The organism is Streptomyces sp. NPDC107559, from assembly GCF_055657365.1.
In genome coordinates, this window is record NZ_JBVKBD010000024.1 from 1 (window position 1) to 17,375 (window position 17,375).

Annotated in this window: 15 protein-coding genes and 1 tRNA gene; 15 read left to right on the top strand and 1 reads right to left on the bottom strand. The window is 71.1% G+C overall.

The features are described 5' to 3' along the window. The coding region (locus ACZ7OY_RS39530) for a hypothetical protein (RefSeq protein WP_472250408.1) at positions 1-375 on the top strand (375 nt) is incomplete at its 5' end. A 236-nt stretch (positions 376-611) separates the two neighbouring features. Here the strand turns inward: ACZ7OY_RS39530 and ACZ7OY_RS39535 are convergent. After that, a tRNA-Arg gene (locus ACZ7OY_RS39535) sits at positions 612-683 on the bottom strand. 64 nt (positions 684-747) lie between these two features. Between ACZ7OY_RS39535 and ACZ7OY_RS39540 the strand changes: the two genes are divergently transcribed. The 14 genes from ACZ7OY_RS39540 to ACZ7OY_RS39605 all read left to right on the top strand — a co-directional run bounded on the left by ACZ7OY_RS39540 (position 748) and on the right by ACZ7OY_RS39605 (position 17,311). After that, positions 748-1,323 (top strand): response regulator, encoded by a 576-nt coding sequence (locus ACZ7OY_RS39540; RefSeq protein WP_472250473.1) that lies wholly within the window; start codon positions 748-750, stop codon positions 1,321-1,323. Positions 1,324-1,616: 293 nt separating this feature from the next. Beyond that, positions 1,617-2,603, top strand: coding sequence for an ArgS-related anticodon-binding protein NrtL (gene nrtL / locus ACZ7OY_RS39545; protein ID WP_472250409.1), 987 nt, complete (start codon positions 1,617-1,619; stop codon positions 2,601-2,603). 46 nt (positions 2,604-2,649) lie between these two features. Then, positions 2,650-4,041 (top strand): diaminopimelate decarboxylase, encoded by a 1,392-nt coding sequence (gene lysA, locus ACZ7OY_RS39550; RefSeq protein WP_384730017.1) that lies wholly within the window; start codon positions 2,650-2,652, stop codon positions 4,039-4,041. Positions 4,042-4,340: 299 nt separating this feature from the next. Next, entirely contained in the window at positions 4,341-5,633 is a 1,293-nt protein-coding gene (locus tag ACZ7OY_RS39555; RefSeq protein WP_351602803.1) for a homoserine dehydrogenase, read from the top strand. A 6-nt stretch (positions 5,634-5,639) separates the two neighbouring features. Further along, positions 5,640-6,698: a threonine synthase gene (gene thrC, locus ACZ7OY_RS39560; RefSeq protein WP_385521851.1), complete on the top strand. Its 1,059-nt coding sequence runs from the start codon at positions 5,640-5,642 to the stop codon at positions 6,696-6,698. Positions 6,699-7,191: 493 nt separating this feature from the next. Then, positions 7,192-8,109, top strand: a complete 918-nt coding sequence (gene thrB / locus ACZ7OY_RS39565; protein ID WP_152889172.1) for a homoserine kinase — start codon at positions 7,192-7,194, stop codon at positions 8,107-8,109. A gap of 411 nt (positions 8,110-8,520) precedes the next feature. Then, complete coding sequence (gene rho / locus ACZ7OY_RS39570; protein WP_472250410.1) at positions 8,521-10,530, top strand: transcription termination factor Rho; 2,010 nt, start codon at positions 8,521-8,523, stop codon at positions 10,528-10,530. Between the two features lie 496 nt (positions 10,531-11,026). After that, positions 11,027-12,133: an LCP family protein gene (locus ACZ7OY_RS39575; RefSeq protein WP_472250411.1), complete on the top strand. Its 1,107-nt coding sequence runs from the start codon at positions 11,027-11,029 to the stop codon at positions 12,131-12,133. A gap of 148 nt (positions 12,134-12,281) precedes the next feature. Continuing rightward, positions 12,282-12,506, top strand: a complete 225-nt coding sequence (gene rpmE, locus ACZ7OY_RS39580) for a 50S ribosomal protein L31 (protein ID WP_003997877.1) — start codon at positions 12,282-12,284, stop codon at positions 12,504-12,506. A 108-nt stretch (positions 12,507-12,614) separates the two neighbouring features. After that, positions 12,615-13,691, top strand: coding sequence for a peptide chain release factor 1 (gene prfA, locus ACZ7OY_RS39585; protein ID WP_152892834.1), 1,077 nt, complete (start codon positions 12,615-12,617; stop codon positions 13,689-13,691). A 48-nt stretch (positions 13,692-13,739) separates the two neighbouring features. After that, complete coding sequence (prmC, locus tag ACZ7OY_RS39590; protein ID WP_472250412.1) at positions 13,740-14,585, top strand: peptide chain release factor N(5)-glutamine methyltransferase; 846 nt, start codon at positions 13,740-13,742, stop codon at positions 14,583-14,585. Between the two features lie 53 nt (positions 14,586-14,638). After that, positions 14,639-15,286, top strand: a complete 648-nt coding sequence (locus ACZ7OY_RS39595) for an L-threonylcarbamoyladenylate synthase (protein ID WP_469384577.1) — start codon at positions 14,639-14,641, stop codon at positions 15,284-15,286. Positions 15,287-15,338: 52 nt separating this feature from the next. Beyond that, positions 15,339-15,989: an arsenate reductase/protein-tyrosine-phosphatase family protein gene (locus ACZ7OY_RS39600; protein WP_472250413.1), complete on the top strand. Its 651-nt coding sequence runs from the start codon at positions 15,339-15,341 to the stop codon at positions 15,987-15,989. 83 nt (positions 15,990-16,072) lie between these two features. Further along, positions 16,073-17,311: a serine hydroxymethyltransferase gene (locus tag ACZ7OY_RS39605; protein ID WP_472250414.1), complete on the top strand. Its 1,239-nt coding sequence runs from the start codon at positions 16,073-16,075 to the stop codon at positions 17,309-17,311. Positions 17,312-17,375 lie beyond the last annotated feature (64 nt).

A 17,375-nucleotide genomic window follows, 5' to 3' on the forward strand; every position in this document is an offset into this window, starting at 1 on the left:
GCAGAGGCAGGGATGAAGGGGATCACGTTCCCTGCCTGGTACGGAGAGCACTACGTGACTCTGGCCGAGATGCTGGTCCGCCTCGGCAGCTTCGGCCTGGATCTGACGTGGCGCGTCGAGTGCGACGAGATCGTGGATCCGCGCTGTCTGGAGATTGAGAGACGGTCCGCCGGTGCCGGCATGGACACGTTGACGCTGTTGTCGCTGACGACGCCGTTCCTTCAGCTGATCGACGCCGAGGCGCGTGGGTTCGCCGATGACAAGCTGGTGGTCGTCCTGACCGAAGCGGACAGCTCGTGGTGGGATGTCAGGGCCGTCGACGAGCGCGTGCTCAGCGAGCTTCGTTGCCACTACCCGGATGCGACGGACCTCTGAGTCCGTTCACTTCGTTGCGGCGGTGGTAGATCACGTTGTCGAGCCCAGTCGTCCGGCCGCCTCTGTTGCCGTGACTTTGCGGGGCTCACCTGGCGCGATGCTCCAAGATCCCGTCCACGCCTCGTCCACAGACCCCGACATACGCCCGCTTCGAGCCGCATACGCCTGCACAAACACGAAGACCCCGCACCCAGCGTTTCCGCTGGTGACGGGGTCTTTGGGCACTTCATGCGAAGTGCCCCCGGCAGGATTCGAACCTGCGCACACGGCTCCGGAGGCCGTTGCTCTATCCCCTGAGCTACGGGGGCGCGTTCGTCGTGAGGTGTTGCTCGCGGCGACGGGTAGAACACTACCAGCTCGGCCTGGGTGGTCATGAACGGGTTTTGTCGGGTGGTGTCGGGGGCCGGGTCCGGGGGGTGGTGCCCCGGGCGGGTGGAAGTGGGGAAAAGCCGGACGCGGTGGCCGGTCCGGACCTACTCTCGAGTTGTGCCAGGCACTTCGGGCCGGGTGCTTGTTGTGGACGACAACAAGGTCATCCGGCAGCTGATCAGGGTCAATCTCGAGCTGGAGGGTCTCGAGGTCGTGACCGCGGCCGATGGTGCCGAGTGTCTGGAAGTCGTTCATCAGGTGCGGCCCGACGTGGTCACCCTCGATGTCGTGATGCCCCGGCTGGACGGGCTCAGGACCGCCGCCCGGTTGCGGGCCGACCCCCGGACGCGTGGTCTTCCGCTTGCCATCGTCAGCGCCTGTACGCAGTTCGAGGTCGATGCCGGGCTCGATGTCGGCGTGGACGCCTTCCTTGCCAAGCCGTTCGAGCCCGCTGAACTGGTTCGGCTCGTGCGGGAGCTGATCGAGGGCGGGAGCAGCAGGGTCGTCGAGAGCGGGGAGCACGGCTCTCTGCGGGGTGTTCTCAGCCTCGGTGAGGCGGCCGAGCGGGCCGGCGGCTGATCGTCGGCGGAGGGGCGACCTCGACGGAGGGTTGATCGGCGGTTGACGGAGGGTTGATCGGCGGCTGATCGGCAGAGGGGCTGATCGGCAGAGGGGCTGATCGGCACAGGGCTGAATCGGTGGCTGATCGGCGGGGGCTGAGGGGTCGGCCGGTGGGGTGTCGGGGTTTTTCGAGCGTGCTTCTGTCGCCGGCTGCCCCGTCTCTTTTCTGATTTCGGGTTGGCCGTCCACATCTCGGACTGTCGTCCTCATCGGCTCGCATTTCCACCCCCCTCCTCCCCTAGGCTTGTCCCGTGACCCCCGTCGAGCTCTCCCGTACCGTGCTGCGCGCGGTGTGCAGCGCTGTCGACGACGGGCGGCTGACGGTGGCCGTGCCCGAGAAGGCCCTGGTGACCGTGCCCGGTCCCGGTGGCTGCGGTGACTACGCCACCAACATCGCGCTCCAGCTGGCCCGCCCGGCGGGGTGCACGCCCCGGCGGGTCGCCGAGGTGCTCCAGCCCTATCTCGCGCGTTCGGCCGGTGTCACCGGCGTCGACATCACCGGGCCCGGGTTCCTCAACATCAGTCTCGACCTGGACGCGGCCTCCGTCGCGCTCGTACGGCGGATCCTGCGGGAAGGGACGCGGTACGGGCACTCCGACGCTCTCGCGGGCCGGGTCGTCCGTCTTCGTATTCCTTACGAGGTCCGTGCCGAGGCCGTCGCCGACGCGCTCGTACGGATCGTCGGCTCCCAGGGCGGGCGGGTCGAGACCGAGCACGGCGAGCCCGCCGATCTGCGGCCCGTGCCGGCCCCGGAGGACCCCGCCCCGCTCGGCCGCGACGCCGCCCGCTGGGCCCTGCTGCATCCCGCGCCGCACGACCGGCCCCGGATCGGTGCCGACCACCTGGTCCAGCGGGAGAGCAACCCGCTCTTCCGTGTCCGCTACGCCCACGCCCGCACCCGGGCCCTGCTGCGCAACGCCGCCGATCTGGGCTTCGGCCCCGAGCCCGGCCCGGTCGGCGGCACGGAGGCCCACCCCGCGGTCCTCGCCGTGCTGGCCGATCATCCCCGTGTTCTCGCGGCAGCAGCGGTGGAGCAAGGCGGCGGGCCCTCGCGTCTCACCCGTCATCTGCTCGCCCTCGCCGACGCCACGCTCCCGTTCCTGCCCGCCGTCCTGCCCGTCGGCGACGAGAAACCCTCGGCCGCCCACCGTGCCCGGCTCGCTCTCGCCGAAGCCGCCGGGACGGTGCTGGCCGGTGGCCTGTCCCTGCTCGGCATCGACGCACCCGACCACCTCTGAGGGCGCCCGAGGGCGCCCCGGAGAGCCAGAGAGAGTCCAACCAGCCATGAGCCGTTCCGCACACCCCGCCGGGCCCCGCCACGCCGACGTCCTTCCCGAGGGGCACTACTCCGCCCCGCCCGCCGACCTCAACGCCCTCGACCCCAAGGTCTGGGCGCAGACCGTCACCCGTGACGAGCACGGCGTCGCGACCGTCGGCGGTGTCGACGTCAAGCAGCTCGCCGAGGAGTTCGGCACCCCGGCCTACGTCATGGACGAGGCCGACTTCCGCGCCCGTGCCCGCGCCTGGCGGACCGCGTTCGGCCCGGACGCCGACGTCTTCTACGCCGGCAAGGCCTTCCTGTCCCGCGCGGTGGTGCGGTGGCTGCACGAGGAGGGGCTCAACCTCGACGTGTGCTCCGGCGGTGAGCTCACGACCGCGCTGTCCGCGGGGATGCCCGCGGAGCGCATCGCCTTCCACGGGAACAACAAGTCGGCCGAGGAGATCGAGCGGGCCGTGACCGCCGGGGTCGGCCGGATCGTGCTCGACTCCTTCCAGGAGATCGTCCGGGTCGCCCACATCGCCCAGTCGCTCGGGAAGCGGCAGCGGGTGCAGATCCGTATCACCGTCGGCGTGGAGGCGCACACCCACGAGTTCATCGCCACCGCGCACGAGGACCAGAAGTTCGGCATCCCGCTGGCCGGCGGGCAGGCCGCGGAGGCCGTGCGCCGGGCCCTCCAGCTCGACGGGCTGGAGCTCATCGGCATCCACAGCCACATCGGGTCCCAGATCTTCGACATGTCCGGGTTCGAGGTCGCCGCCCACCGGGTCGTGTCGCTGCTGCGGAGCGTGCGGGACGAGCACGGTGTCGAACTGCCGGAGATCGACCTCGGCGGTGGTCTCGGCATCGCGTACACCAGCGACGACGACCCCCGGGAGCCGCACGAGATCGCCAAGGCGCTGACGGAGATCGTCACCCGTGAGTGTGAAGCCGCGAAGCTGCGCACCCCGCGCATCTCGGTCGAGCCCGGACGTGCCGTCGTCGGCCCGACCGCCTTCACGCTGTACGAGGTCGGCACCATCAAGCCGCTGGACGGGCTGCGTACGTACGTGTCGGTCGACGGCGGCATGTCCGACAACATCCGCACCGCGCTGTACGACGCCGAGTACAGCGTCGCCCTGGTCTCCCGGTCCAGTGACGCCGAGCCGATGCTCGCCCGGGTCGTCGGCAAGCACTGCGAGAGCGGGGACATCGTGGTCAGGGACGCTTTCCTGCCGGCCGACCTGGCGCCGGGCGACCTCATCGCCGTGCCCGCCACGGGCGCGTACTGCCGGTCCATGGCCAGCAACTACAACCACGTGACCCGCCCGCCGGTCGTCGCCGTGCGCGACGGCGAGGCCCGGCTCATCGTGCGCCGCGAGACGGAGGAGGACCTGCTGCGTCTCGACGTCGGCTGAGCACCCGGACGGCTCGGACGCCCGGCCTCCGGACCCCCGGACGCCGGGACTCGCGCACACGCCGGGACACGGGGATCCGGGAAACCGGAAATCGGAAGCCGGTCGGGCCCGCCTCCGGAAGAATCCGGGTGGGCCCGTTCCCGGAAGGCGCGAAGCCGGGACGGTGGGACGGCGGAAGATCTCCGGTCTCCGCCCCCACAGAAATGAAATGGATGTCTCACGATCCGGACTGGAGGAAGAAAGTCCCGTTCGGTGAGTGAGACTGGTCGAACCGTAGAGGTATGAGGAAACGAGGTCGGATGATGCGTACGCGTCCGCTGAAGGTGGCGCTGCTGGGCTGTGGAGTGGTCGGCTCAGAGGTGGCGCGCATCATGACGACGCACGCCGACGACCTCGCCGCACGCATCGGCGCGCCCGTGGAACTCGCCGGTGTGGCCGTGCGGCGGCCGTCCAGGGTCCGGGAGGGCATCGACCCCGCCCTGGTCACCACCGACGCCACCGCCCTCGTCAAACGCGGCGACATCGACGTGGTGGTCGAGGTCATCGGAGGGATCGAGCCCGCCCGCAGCCTCATCGTGACGGCGTTCGAGCACGGCGCGTCCGTGGTCTCCGCCAACAAGGCCCTGCTCGCCCAGGACGGCGCAGCGCTGCACGCGGCGGCCGAGGACAACGGCGAGGACCTCTACTACGAGGCGGCCGTCGCCGGGGCCATCCCGCTGATCAGGCCGCTGCGCGAGTCCCTCGCCGGCGACAAGGTCAACCGCGTGCTCGGCATCGTCAACGGCACCACCAACTTCATCCTCGACAAGATGGACTCCACGGGGGCGGGCTACCAGGAGGCCCTCGACGAGGCCACCGCCCTCGGTTACGCCGAGGCCGACCCGACCGCCGACGTCGAGGGCTTCGACGCCGCCGCCAAGGCCGCCATCCTCGCCGGGATCGCCTTCCACACGCGCGTGCGCCTCGACGACGTCTACCGCGAGGGCATGACCGAGGTCACCGCCGCCGACTTCGCCGCCGCCAAGCGGATCGGCTGCACCATCAAGCTGCTCGCCATCTGCGAGCGCGCGGCCGACGGCGGGTCCGTCACCGCGCGCGTGCATCCGGCGATGATTCCGCTGAGCCACCCGCTGGCCTCCGTGCGCGGCGCCTACAACGCCGTGTTCGTCGAGTCCGACGCCGCGGGGCAGCTCATGTTCTACGGCCCCGGCGCCGGCGGTTCGCCCACCGCCTCCGCCGTGCTCGGCGACCTCGTCGCCGTCTGCCGCAACCGGCTCAACGGCGCCACCGGTCCCGGCGAGTCGGCGTACGCAGCGCTGCCCGTGTCGCCCATGGGCGATGTCGTCACGCGCTACCACATCAGCCTCGATGTGGCCGACAAGCCGGGTGTTCTCGCCCAGGTGGCGACCGTGTTCGCCGAGCACGGGGTGTCGATCGACACCGTTCGGCAGCAGGGAAAGGACGGCGAGGCCTCCCTCGTCGTCGTCACCCACCGCGCGTCCGACGCGTCCCTGAGCGGGACCGTCGAGGCGCTGCGCAAGCTCGACACCGTGCGGGGTGTCGCCAGCATCATGCGGGTTGAAGGGGAGTAACGAGCAATGACCCACCAGTGGCGCGGAATCATCGAGGAGTACCGGGACCGGCTGCCGGTCTCCGACACCACGCCGGTCGTGACGCTCCGCGAGGGCGGCACGCCGCTCGTGCCCGCGCAGGTGCTCTCCGAGCGCACGGGCTGCGAGGTCCACCTCAAGGTGGAGGGCGCGAACCCCACCGGGTCCTTCAAGGACCGCGGTATGACCATGGCCATCAGCAAGGCCAAGGAGGAGGGGGCGAAGGCCGTCATCTGCGCCTCCACCGGCAATACGTCCGCGTCGGCGGCCGCGTACGCCGTGCGGGCCGGGATGGTGTCGGCCGTCCTCGTCCCGCAGGGGAAGATCGCGCTCGGCAAGATGGGCCAGGCCCTCGTCCACGGCGCGAAGATCCTCCAGGTCGACGGCAACTTCGACGACTGCCTCACCCTGGCCCGGTCGCTGAGCGACAACTACCCGGTGGCGCTGGTCAATTCGGTCAACCCGGTGCGTATCGAGGGGCAGAAGACCGCCGCCTTCGAGATCGTGGACATGCTGGGCGACGCCCCCGACATCCACGTCCTGCCGGTGGGCAACGCGGGCAACATCACCGCGTACTGGAAGGGGTACACCGAGTACGCGGCCGACGGCATCGCCGCGCGGACTCCCCGTATGTGGGGGTTCCAGGCCTCCGGTTCCGCTCCGATCGTGCGCGGCGAGGTCGTCAAGGACCCGTCGACCATCGCGACCGCGATCCGCATCGGCAACCCCGCTTCCTGGCAGTTCGCGCTGGCCGCGCGGGACGAGTCCGGCGGCGTCATCGACGAGGTGACGGACCGTGAGATCCTGCGCGCCTACCGGCTGTTGGCCGCGCAGGAGGGTGTCTTCGTGGAGCCCGCGTCCGCCGCGTCGGTGGCCGGTCTGCTGAAGGCCGCCGAGCAGGGCAGGGTCGACCCGGGGCAGACCATCGTGTGCACGGTCACCGGGAACGGTCTCAAGGACCCGGACTGGGCCGTCGCGGGAGCCCCGCAGCCGGTCACCGTCCCGGTCGACGCGGCGACGGCGGCCGAGCGCCTCGGACTGGCCTGACGGACGTCCCGGACCGGCCCGGTGGAAACCGGACCGGTCCGAGGCACGCTCCGGACCGGTCGGCGGTCGGAGGTCGTCGGCCAGTGGCCGGATCCAGCTGGTTCCACCGCCTCGGGGTGGCCGGTTCGACAGCCTCGGATTGGCTGGTTCCATCGCCTCGGGGCGGCCGGTGAGGAGTCGGTCGGCCCCGGCGCAACCGGGGCGCCCGGTGACGGGATCGAGCCGGTCCGTCCGCCTCGGGGCGGCTCGACGAGGGACAACCCCATCGGGGGTGCACAGGGGGCTTGCGACACGCATCGTGCGCCGCCTGTGCGCCCTATGTCGCGGCAGAACCTTCCTTCGATAGGCTGTAGTGAACCCGCCCGCCGCATATGCCTCCGCATCCGGCACGGCGTCGCGCCGCCCACTCGGCCCGAGGGTCCTCACGTACGTATCGCATTGTTCGCATCGAATGTCATTCGACAGTCCCGCAGCTCAAGGAGTTCATCGAGCGATGGCCGGTCCAGCGTTCCGCGCCGCCGCCGTCCGGGTGCGCGTCCCCGCCACCAGCGCCAATCTCGGGCCGGGCTTCGACGCCCTCGGCCTCGCGCTGGGGCTCTACGACGACGTCGTCGTCCGGGTGGCCGACTCCGGGCTGCACATCGACATCGCGGGTGAGGGCAGCGAGACCCTCCCGCGTGACGAGAGCCACCTTCTCGTACGGTCTCTGCGTACCGCGTTCGACCTGTTGGGCGGGCAGCCGCGCGGTCTGGAGATCGTGTGCGCCAACCGCATCCCGCACGGCCGCGGCCTGGGTTCCTCCTCGGCCGCCATCTGCGCCGGCATCGTGGCCGCGCGGGCCGTGACCATAGGCGGCGAGGCGAAGTTGGACGACGCCGCGCTGCTCGAACTCGCCACCGAGATCGAGGGGCACCCCGACAACGTCGCGGCCTGTCTGCTCGGCGGGTTCACGCTCTCCTGGATGGAGTCGGGATCCGCGCGGGCGATCCGCATGAAGCCTGCCGATTCAGTCGTTCCGGTGGTTTTCGTCCCCGGGAAACCGGTACTGACGGCGACCGCGCGCGGTCTGCTCCCGCGCACCGTCCCGCACGTCGACGCCGCCACCAACGCGGGCCGTGCCGCCCTGCTCGTCGAGGCCCTCACCCGGCGCCCCGAGCTGCTGCTGCCCGCCACCGAGGACCGTCTCCACCAGGAGTACCGCGCACCCGCCATGCCGGAGAGCGCCGCACTGGTGGAACGACTGCGTGCGGACGGCATTCCGGCCGTCATCTCCGGCGCCGGACCCACCGTCATGGCACTGGCCGACGCGGGTACCGCCGACAAGGTCGAGCAGCTGGCCGGCACCGGCTGGGCTGCGAACCGGCTGAGCCTTGATCTCCAGGGAGCGAGCGTGCTGCCGCTTGCGCCCTGAGACACGGTTGCCGGATTTCGAGAGGGGGAATGTTTGTTGGATCCGGTAGTGTTAACCTCAAGTCTGCACCCGACCCCACCATGGCGAGGTGCTTCGTGTCCCCGTCCGGGACCAACATTCTTCCGGGAGCTCCCCAAGCCGCACTGCGTTCCGTACGTCGTATCTGGGCAGTACGCCGTACACGGGTGCTGAGCGGATCACAGGGCACGCTCCGGAATCGGTGCGACCACGCCGCGTGACACAGACAGTCCGTGCCACGGCTTCCTGGAAGCGCCATCACCAGAAATTCCTCTTCCGCCGTTTTGGCGGACCACCGCCCCGGCACGGTCCACACAGACGGGACCACTGCCGGACAGCACAACCGGTCGCCGAGCCAGACAGGCCGACGTCCGCTCCAGGGAAGGACCCTTCGTGAGCGACACCACCGATCTGATGGGCGCACGTGTCGAGGAGACCGCTGCCGCGCCCGCCACGGACGCCTCCGCGCCTGCCGCCGGTGCCGGCTCCCGGCGGCGCCGCGGTACCGGCCTCGAGGGCATGGTGCTGGCAGAGCTGCAGCAGGTCGCATCCGGCCTCGGCATCAGGGGCACCGCGCGTATGCGCAAGAGCCAGCTGATCGAGGTCATCAAGGAGGCGCAGGCAGGGGGTACCTCTCAGGCCGCTCCGGCGAAGACCGCCGAGTCCGCCGCCGAGACCAAGCCGAAGCGCCGGGCCACCTCGAAGGCGCGTACGGGCGACGACGCCCCCGCCGAGAAGAAGGCCGAGGCTTCCGCGGACCAGGCCGAGAAGGCCGTGGCCCAGCAGCAGATCGAGATCCCCGGCCAGCCCGCGGCCGACGACACCGCCGCGGAGCGCCGCCGTCGGCGTGCCACCGCCGACGCGGGCAGCCCGGCGGCGGGCGGCACCGAGACGATCGCCGCCGAGGCCAAGACCGAGACCGCCGCGCCGTCGCAGGGCGACGCCGGTGACGGCGCCGAGGGCCGCCGCCGCGACCGCCGTGAGCGCGGCCGCGACCGCGACCGCCGGGGCAAGGACGACCAGCAGGGCGGCCAGCCGCAGCGTCAGCAGGGCCAGCAGCAGGGCGGCGGTCGCCAGGACCGTCAGGAGCGCCAGGACCGTCAGGACCGTCAGCGCGACAACGGCCCGCAGCGCGACAACGGCCCCCAGGACGACGACGACTTCGACGGCGGACGCCGTGGCCGTCGCGGCCGTTACCGCGACCGCCGTGGCCGTCGCGGCCGCGACGAGATCGGCACCGCCGAGCCGCAACTCGCCGACGACGACGTCCTGATCCCGGTCGCCGGCATCCTGGACATCCTCGACAACTACGCGTTCATCCGTACGTCGGGCTACCTGCCGGGTCCCAACGACGTGTACGTCTCCCTCGCCCAGGTCCGCAAGAACGGCCTGCGCAAGGGTGACCACGTCACCGGCGCGGTCCGTCAGCCCAAGGACGGCGAGCGCCGCGAGAAGTTCAACGCGCTGGTGCGCCTGGACTCCACCAACGGCATGGCCCCCGACTCCGGTCGCGGGCGCCCGGAGTTCAACAAGCTGACGCCGCTGTACCCGCAGGACCGGCTCCGTCTGGAGACCGACCCGGGCGTGCTGACGACTCGTATCATCGACCTCGTCGCGCCGATCGGTAAGGGCCAGCGCGGTCTGATCGTGGCCCCGCCGAAGACCGGCAAGACCATGATCATGCAGGCGATCGCCAACGCGATCACGCACAACAACCCCGAGTGCCACCTGATGGTCGTCCTGGTCGACGAGCGTCCGGAAGAGGTCACCGACATGCAGCGGTCGGTCAAGGGCGAGGTCATCTCCTCGACCTTCGACCGTCCGGCCGAGGACCACACCACGGTCGCCGAGCTCGCCATCGAGCGTGCCAAGCGTCTGGTGGAGCTGGGCCACGACGTCGTCGTCCTGCTCGACTCGATCACGCGTCTGGGCCGTGCGTACAACCTCGCCGCCCCGGCCTCCGGCCGCATCCTGTCCGGTGGTGTCGACTCGACCGCGCTCTACCCGCCGAAGCGCTTCTTCGGTGCCGCGCGCAACATCGAGGACGGCGGTTCGCTGACGATCCTGGCCACCGCGCTGGTCGACACCGGCTCGCGCATGGACGAGGTCATCTTCGAGGAGTTCAAGGGCACCGGCAACGCCGAGCTCAAGCTCGACCGCAAGCTCGCCGACAAGCGCATCTTCCCCGCGGTGGACGTCGACGCGTCCGGTACCCGTAAGGAAGAGATCCTGCTCGGCAGCGACGAGCTGGCCATCGTCTGGAAGCTGCGCCGGGTGCTGCACGCGCTCGACCAGCAGCAGGCGATCGAACTGCTCCTGGACAAGATGCGGCAGACGAAGTCGAACGCCGAGTTCCTGCTCCAGATCCAGAAGACGACCCCGATGCCGGGCAACGGCGACTGAGGTCGTACCGACAGGCAGTGACACACGAAGGGCCGCTTCCCGACCGGGGAGCGGCCCTTCGGGCTGTCCGGGGCCACTGCGCCCCGGCCCCCACCTCCACGCCCGGAGCCCGACTTCCAGAGCCCCACGCGCTGCCGTCGTACGACCGGCCCCGTAGCGCCCGTACGGCCCCTTCCGTGCCCCTCCCGTGGCCCCCTCCCGGCCCTCCCGTGCCCCGCGCCGTCGTGTTGCCGTCGGCGCCGGGTTGTGCGGCGAGAGCTTCACCACAGCGGGCTCCTGCGGGGTCGCGGTGGAGCCGGGACGGCCCGGCGGCGGAAACCGCAGGTGAGCGCCGTACGGCCCGGTTCGGCGGCGACGCGCGGTGTACGGGCGGGCATCGGGGGAACACGGCACGTCATGCAACCTCCCGCTCGAGTTCACCCGTCTGAGCGGATGGAGTGACGATAAAGCGACAGGGGTTTCCCCCGGTCGAGCGACGCGGAGAGTCGAGGAGCACATGTCTGCCGACAAGACGCCGGAGTCCGCCATACCCGGCGAACCCGGTACCAGCGGCCCCCGCCGCAGCCGTGGCAGGAGCCTGATGATCATGGCTTGGACGGTGGCCGGCATCGTCGCGCTCGGCGGTGCGGGCGGCGGCTATCTGTTCCTGAGGCTCAACGACAACCTCAAGTCGATCGACATCAACCAGCTGCTGGGCACCGACCGGCCCGCCAAGGCCGACAACGGCTCCGAGAACATCCTGGTCCTGGGCTCGGACACCCGTTCCGGCGCCAACAAGAAGCTCGGCGGCGGCACCGACGACGGCAGCGCCCGCTCCGACACGGCGATGATCGTGCACGTCTACAAGGGCCACAAGAAGGCCAGTGTGGTCTCCGTCCCGCGCGACACCCTCGTCGACCGCCCGGCGTGCACGGACGCCCACGGCGCCACGCACCGGGCCGCGACCGGGGTGATGTTCAACTCCGCGTACACCACCGGCGGCGCCGCCTGCGCGGTGAAGACGGTCGAGGCTCTCAGCGGGATGCGGATGGACCACTACCTGGAGGTCGACTTCAGCGGCTTCCAGCGGCTCGTCGACGAACTCGGCGGCGTCGAGGTCACCACCACCCGGAACATCAGCGACCACCAGAGCCACCTGGACCTGAAGGCCGGCACCCACCGGCTCAGCGGCCGGCAGGCGCTCGCCCTGGTCCGCACCCGGCACGGCGTCGGCGACGGCTCCGACCTCGGCCGGATCCAGCTCCAGCAGGCGTTCCTCAAGGCACTGGTCACCCAGGTCAGGAACATCGGCCTCTTCACCAGCCCCACCGAGCTGGTCGACCTCGCCGACACCGCGACCAAGGCCGTCACCACCGACTCCGAGCTGGGCTCGGTGAACTCCCTGCTCGACTTCACGAACGGGCTGAAGCGGATCAGTCCGTCCCATATGACCATGGTCACCCTTCCGGTGCGGTACGACCCCGCCGACCCCAACCGCGTCGTCGTCGCCGACGCGAAGGCGAAACTGGTCTGGGACGCCCTGAAGGCCGACCGGGCCGTGCCGAAGGCCGCCACGCAGGGCACCGCGCGCGGTGCCGCCAAGGGGGTCGTGGCCTCGCCCTGAGGCGCTCGCGGGGGCGCGGGGAATAGATGCGCCCGCCTCTCGGTTTTGGGGGATGCGGCCAGTCCTGGCAGACTGGTACGTCGGCTCCGGTTCACGCTTCCGCATCCCGCGGCGGCGACCCGGCGCCCTCCCGAAACTAGGAGACACCTTGAAGCGCGACATCCACCCCGAGTACGTCGAGACGCAGGTCAGCTGCACCTGTGGCGCGTCGTTCACCACCCGTAGCACCATCACGTCCGGAGCCATCCGGGCCGAGGTCTGCTCCGAGTGCCACCCGTTCTACACGGGCAAGCAGAAGATCCTCGACACCGGTGGCCGTGTGGCCCGCTTCGAGGCCCGCTTCGGCAAGGCTGCTGCCGGCTCCAAGAAGTAGCGAGCCCCATTTCGCCGGTCCACGGCCGCGCCCTTCACCGGGGTGCGCCCGGGACCGGCGTTTTTGGTCGCCCGTCTTCCCCTTCGCAACGCAGTACAGGAGCCCAAGATGTTCGAGGCCGTCGAGGAACTCGTCGGTGAGCACGCCGACCTGGAGACGAAGCTCGCCGACCCGTCGGTCCACGCCGACCAGGCGAACGCGCGCAAGCTGAACAAGCGCTACGCCGAGCTCACCCCGATCGTCGGCACCTTCCGCTCCTGGAAGCAGACCGGCGACGACATCGAGACCGCGCGCGAACTGGCCGCCGACGACCCGGACTTCGCCGCCGAGGTCAAGGAGCTGGAGAAGCAGCGCGAAGAGCTGACGGAGAAGCTGAGGCTGCTCCTCGTCCCGCGCGACCCCAGCGACGACAAGGACGTCATCCTGGAGATCAAGGCGGGCGCGGGCGGCGACGAGTCCGCGCTGTTCGCGGGCGACCTGCTGCGCATGTACCTGCGCTACGCCGAGCGCATCGGCTGGAAGACCGAGATCATCGACGCCACCGAGTCCGAGCTGGGCGGCTACAAGGACGTCCAGGTCGCGGTGAAGACCAAGGGCGGCCAGGGCGCCACCGAGCCCGGCCAGGGCGTCTGGGCCCGGCTGAAGTACGAGGGCGGCGTGCACCGCGTGCAGCGGGTGCCGGCCACCGAGTCCGCGGGCCGTATCCACACCTCGGCGGCGGGCGTGCTGGTCACCCCGGAGGCCGAGGAGGTCGACGTGGAGATCAACCCGAACGACCTGCGCATCGACGTCTACCGCTCGTCCGGCCCCGGCGGCCAGTCCGTCAACACCACCGACTCCGCGGTGCGCATCACGCACCTGCCCACCGGAGTCGTCGCCTCCTGCCAGAACGAGAAGAGCCAGTTGCAGAACAAGGAGCAGGCGATGCGTATCCTGCGCTCCAGGCTGCTTGCGGCGGCTCAGGAGGAGGCGGAGCGGGAGGCCGCCGACGCCCGCCGCAGCCAGGTCCGCACCGTCGACCGCTCCGAGAAGATCCGTACGTACAACTTCCCGGAGAACCGGCTCTCGGACCACCGCGTCGGCTTCAAGGCGTACAACCTGGACCAGGTCCTGGACGGCGAACTCGACGCGGTGATCCAGGCCTGCGTCGACGCGGACTCGGCCGCCAAGCTCGCGGCCGCGTAAGGGCGGACGTACCCACGTACGAGGACGAGTACGACACGGAGGACTTGCGTGAACCTGCTGCTCGCAGAGGTGGCCCAGGCCACCCAGCGGCTGGCCGACGCCGGCGTGCCCTCGCCGCGCAACGACGCGGAGGAGCTCGCCGCGTTCGTGCACGGCGTGAAGCGGGGCGCGCTGCACTCCGTGAAGGACGCGGACTTCGACGCCCGCTACTGGGAGGTCATCGCGCGCCGTGAGCAGCGCGAGCCGCTCCAGCACATCACCGGCCGTGCCTTCTTCCGCTACCTGGAGCTCCAGGTCGGCCCCGGCGTCTTCGTGCCGCGCCCCGAGACGGAGTCCGTGGTCGGCTGGGCCATAGACGCCGTACGCGCCATGGACGTGGTCGAGCCGCTGATCGTCGACCTGTGCACCGGCTCGGGCGCCATCGCGCTCGCGCTCGCCCAGGAGGTGCCGCGCTCGCGCGTGCACGCCGTGGAGTTGTCCGAGGACGCGCTGCGGTGGACCCGCAAGAACATGGAGGGGTCCAGGGTCGACCTGCGCCAGGGAAACGCCCTGGACGCCTTCCACGACCTCGACGGCCAGGTCGACCTGGTCATCTCCAACCCGCCGTACATCCCGCTGACCGAATGGGAGTACGTCGCTCCCGAGGCGCGGGACTACGATCCCGAGCTCGCCCTGTTCTCGGGCGAGGACGGACTCGAACTCATCCGCGGCCTCGAGCGCACCGCGCACCGGCTGCTGCGCCCCGGCGGTGTCGTCGTCGTCGAGCACGCCGACACCCAGGGCGGCCAGGTGCCGTGGATCTTCACCGAGGAGAAGGGCTGGGCCGACGCGGCCGACCACCCCGACCTCAACAACCGCCCCCGGTTCGCGACCGCCCGCAAGGCGATGCCGTGACCGGCGCGTCCCAGACTTCAGTCCAGCAGTACGTGTACGAGGAGGCCCGCTAGATGGCACGGCGATACGACACCAACGACGCGACCGACCGAGTGACCGGTCTGCGCGAGGCCGCGTCCGCCGTCCGCCGGGGCGAGCTCGTGGTGCTGCCGACGGACACGGTGTACGGCATCGGCGCCGACGCGTTCTCCTCGGCGGCCGTCGCCGACCTCCTCGACGCCAAGGGCCGGGGCCGCTCCATGCCCACGCCCGTCCTCATCGGCTCCCCGAACACCCTGCACGGCCTCGTCACGGACTTCTCCGAGCTGGCCTGGGAGCTGGTGGACGCCTTCTGGCCGGGCGCGCTGACGCTCGTCGCCAAGCACCAGCCGTCGCTCCAGTGGGACCTGGGGGACACCCGTGGCACCGTCGCCGTGCGCATGCCGCTGCACCCGGTCGCCATCGAGCTGCTGACCGAGGTCGGCCCGATGGCGGTCTCCTCCGCGAACCTGACCGGACACCCGTCCCCCGAGACCTGCGACGCCGCGCAGGAGATGCTGGGCGACTCCGTCTCCGTCTACCTGGACGGTGGCCCGACCCCCGGCAACGTGCCGTCCTCGATCGTCGACGTCACCCGTGAGGTGCCGCTGCTGCTGCGGGCCGGCGCGATCTCCGCGGAGGAGCTGCGCAAGGTCGTACCCGACCTCGAGGTGGCGAATTGACGGCCCCCCTCGGCCCCGAGCTCCCGGCCGCCCGCGCGCAGGGGGCACCCCCATGCGTGGCATAGGCAGCGGGGAAGTGACGGGCACCTTCGGGTTCCCGCGTGACACCTTCCGCATCCTCCACGTCAGCACCGGAAACGTGTGCCGTTCGCCCATCACCGAGCGTCTGACCCGCCACTTCGTGACGGACCGGCTCGGCGGTCTGCTGAGCGGCGGGCTGATCGTGGAGAGCGCGGGCACGTGGGGCCACGAGGGCGCGCCCATGGAGGCCAACGCGGAGACCGTGCTGGCCGACTTCGGCGCGGACGCCTCCGGCTTCGTCGGCCGGGAGCTCCTCGACGAGCACGTCATCATGGCCGACCTGGTCCTGACGGCGACCCGCGACCACCGGGCCCAGGTGATCTCGATGGGGCACTCGGCGGGGCTGCGCACGTTCACGCTGAAGGAGTTCACCCGGCTGGTCCGGGCGATCGACCCGGCGACGCTGCCGCCCCTGGAGGACGGCGTGGTCGCGCGGGCCCGCGCGCTGGTGCGGGCGGCCGCGGCGCTGCGCGGCTGGCTGCTGGCCCCGACCGCCGAGGCGGACGAGGTGTACGACCCGTACGGGGCACCGCTGCCGTTCTTCCGGTCCATCGGGGACGAGATACACGAGGCGCTGGATCCGGTGGTGACGGCGCTGACCGGCGTACCGGCGCGGATGTAGGACCCGCCCGGCGGTGCCGGGCGCGCCGGGTGCCCCCGGCCTACATTGGACGTACGTCACCGTCGACGCGTCCGGAGTCCATCATGGCCGTCACACATGCCCTCGAGGCCGACGTCCTGCGCCGGCAGGACCCCGAACTGGCCGAGGTCCTGCTCGCCGAGCAGGACCGGCAGTCGACGTCGTTGCAGCTGATCGCCGCCGAGAACTTCACCTCGCCGGCCGTGCTGGCCGCACTCGGCTCACCGCTGGCGAACAAGTACGCCGAGGGGTATCCGGGGGCCCGCCACCACGGCGGGTGCGAGATCGTGGACGTCGCCGAGCGGATCGCGGTGGACCGGGCGAAGGCGCTGTTCGGGGCCGAGCATGCCAATGTGCAGTCGCACTCCGGGTCGTCCGCCGTCCTCGCCGCGTACGCCGCGCTGCTGCGGCCCGGCGACACGGTCCTCGCCCTCGGGCTGCCGTACGGAGGCCATCTCACGCACGGCTCGCCGGTCAACTTCTCCGGACGCTGGTTCGACTTCGTGGGGTACGGCGTCGACGCCGAGAGCGGGCTGATCGACTACGACCAGGTGCGCACCCTGGCCCGTACGCACCGGCCCAAGGCGATCGTGTGCGGCTCCATCGCCTACCCCCGGCACCTCGACTACGCCCTGTTCCGGGAGATGGCCGACGAGGTGGGCGCCGCCCTCATCGCCGACGCGGCCCATCCCATCGGGCTGGTCGCCGGGGGAGCGGCGCCCAGCCCGGTGCCGTACGCCGACATCGTCTGCGCCACCACGCACAAGGTGCTGCGCGGGCCCCGCGGCGGCATGATCCTGTGCGGGCGCGAGCTGGCCGAACGGGTGGACCGGGCCGTCTTCCCGTTCACGCAGGGCGGCGCCCAGATGCACACCATCGCCGCGAAGGCGGTGGCGTTCGGCGAGGCGGCGACGCCCGCCTTCACCCTCTACGCCCATCAGGTGGTCGCCAATGCGAAGGTCCTGGCGGCCGGGCTGGCGGCGGAGGGACTGGCCGTCACCACCGGTGGGACCGACACCCACCTGATCACCGCCGATCCGGGGCCGCTCGGTGTCGAAGGGCGTGCGGCGCGGGGGCGGCTCGCGGCGGCCGGGATGATCCTGGACTGCTGTGCGCTGCCGCACGGCGACGCCCGTGGCCTGCGCCTGGGCACCGCCGCGGTGACCACGCAGGGCATGGGGGAGGCCGAGATGACGCGGATCGCCGTACTGCTCGCGAGTGTGCTGCGGGGCGATGTCGAGACCGTCCTGGCCCGGGAGGAGGCGCGGCAACTGGCGCTGGAATTTCCGCCGTATTCCGGTTGAACGGGGGTAGGCGCACACGGGTGCACAGACTCACGTGCAACCATCGTCGCTACCCGGAAGTCCC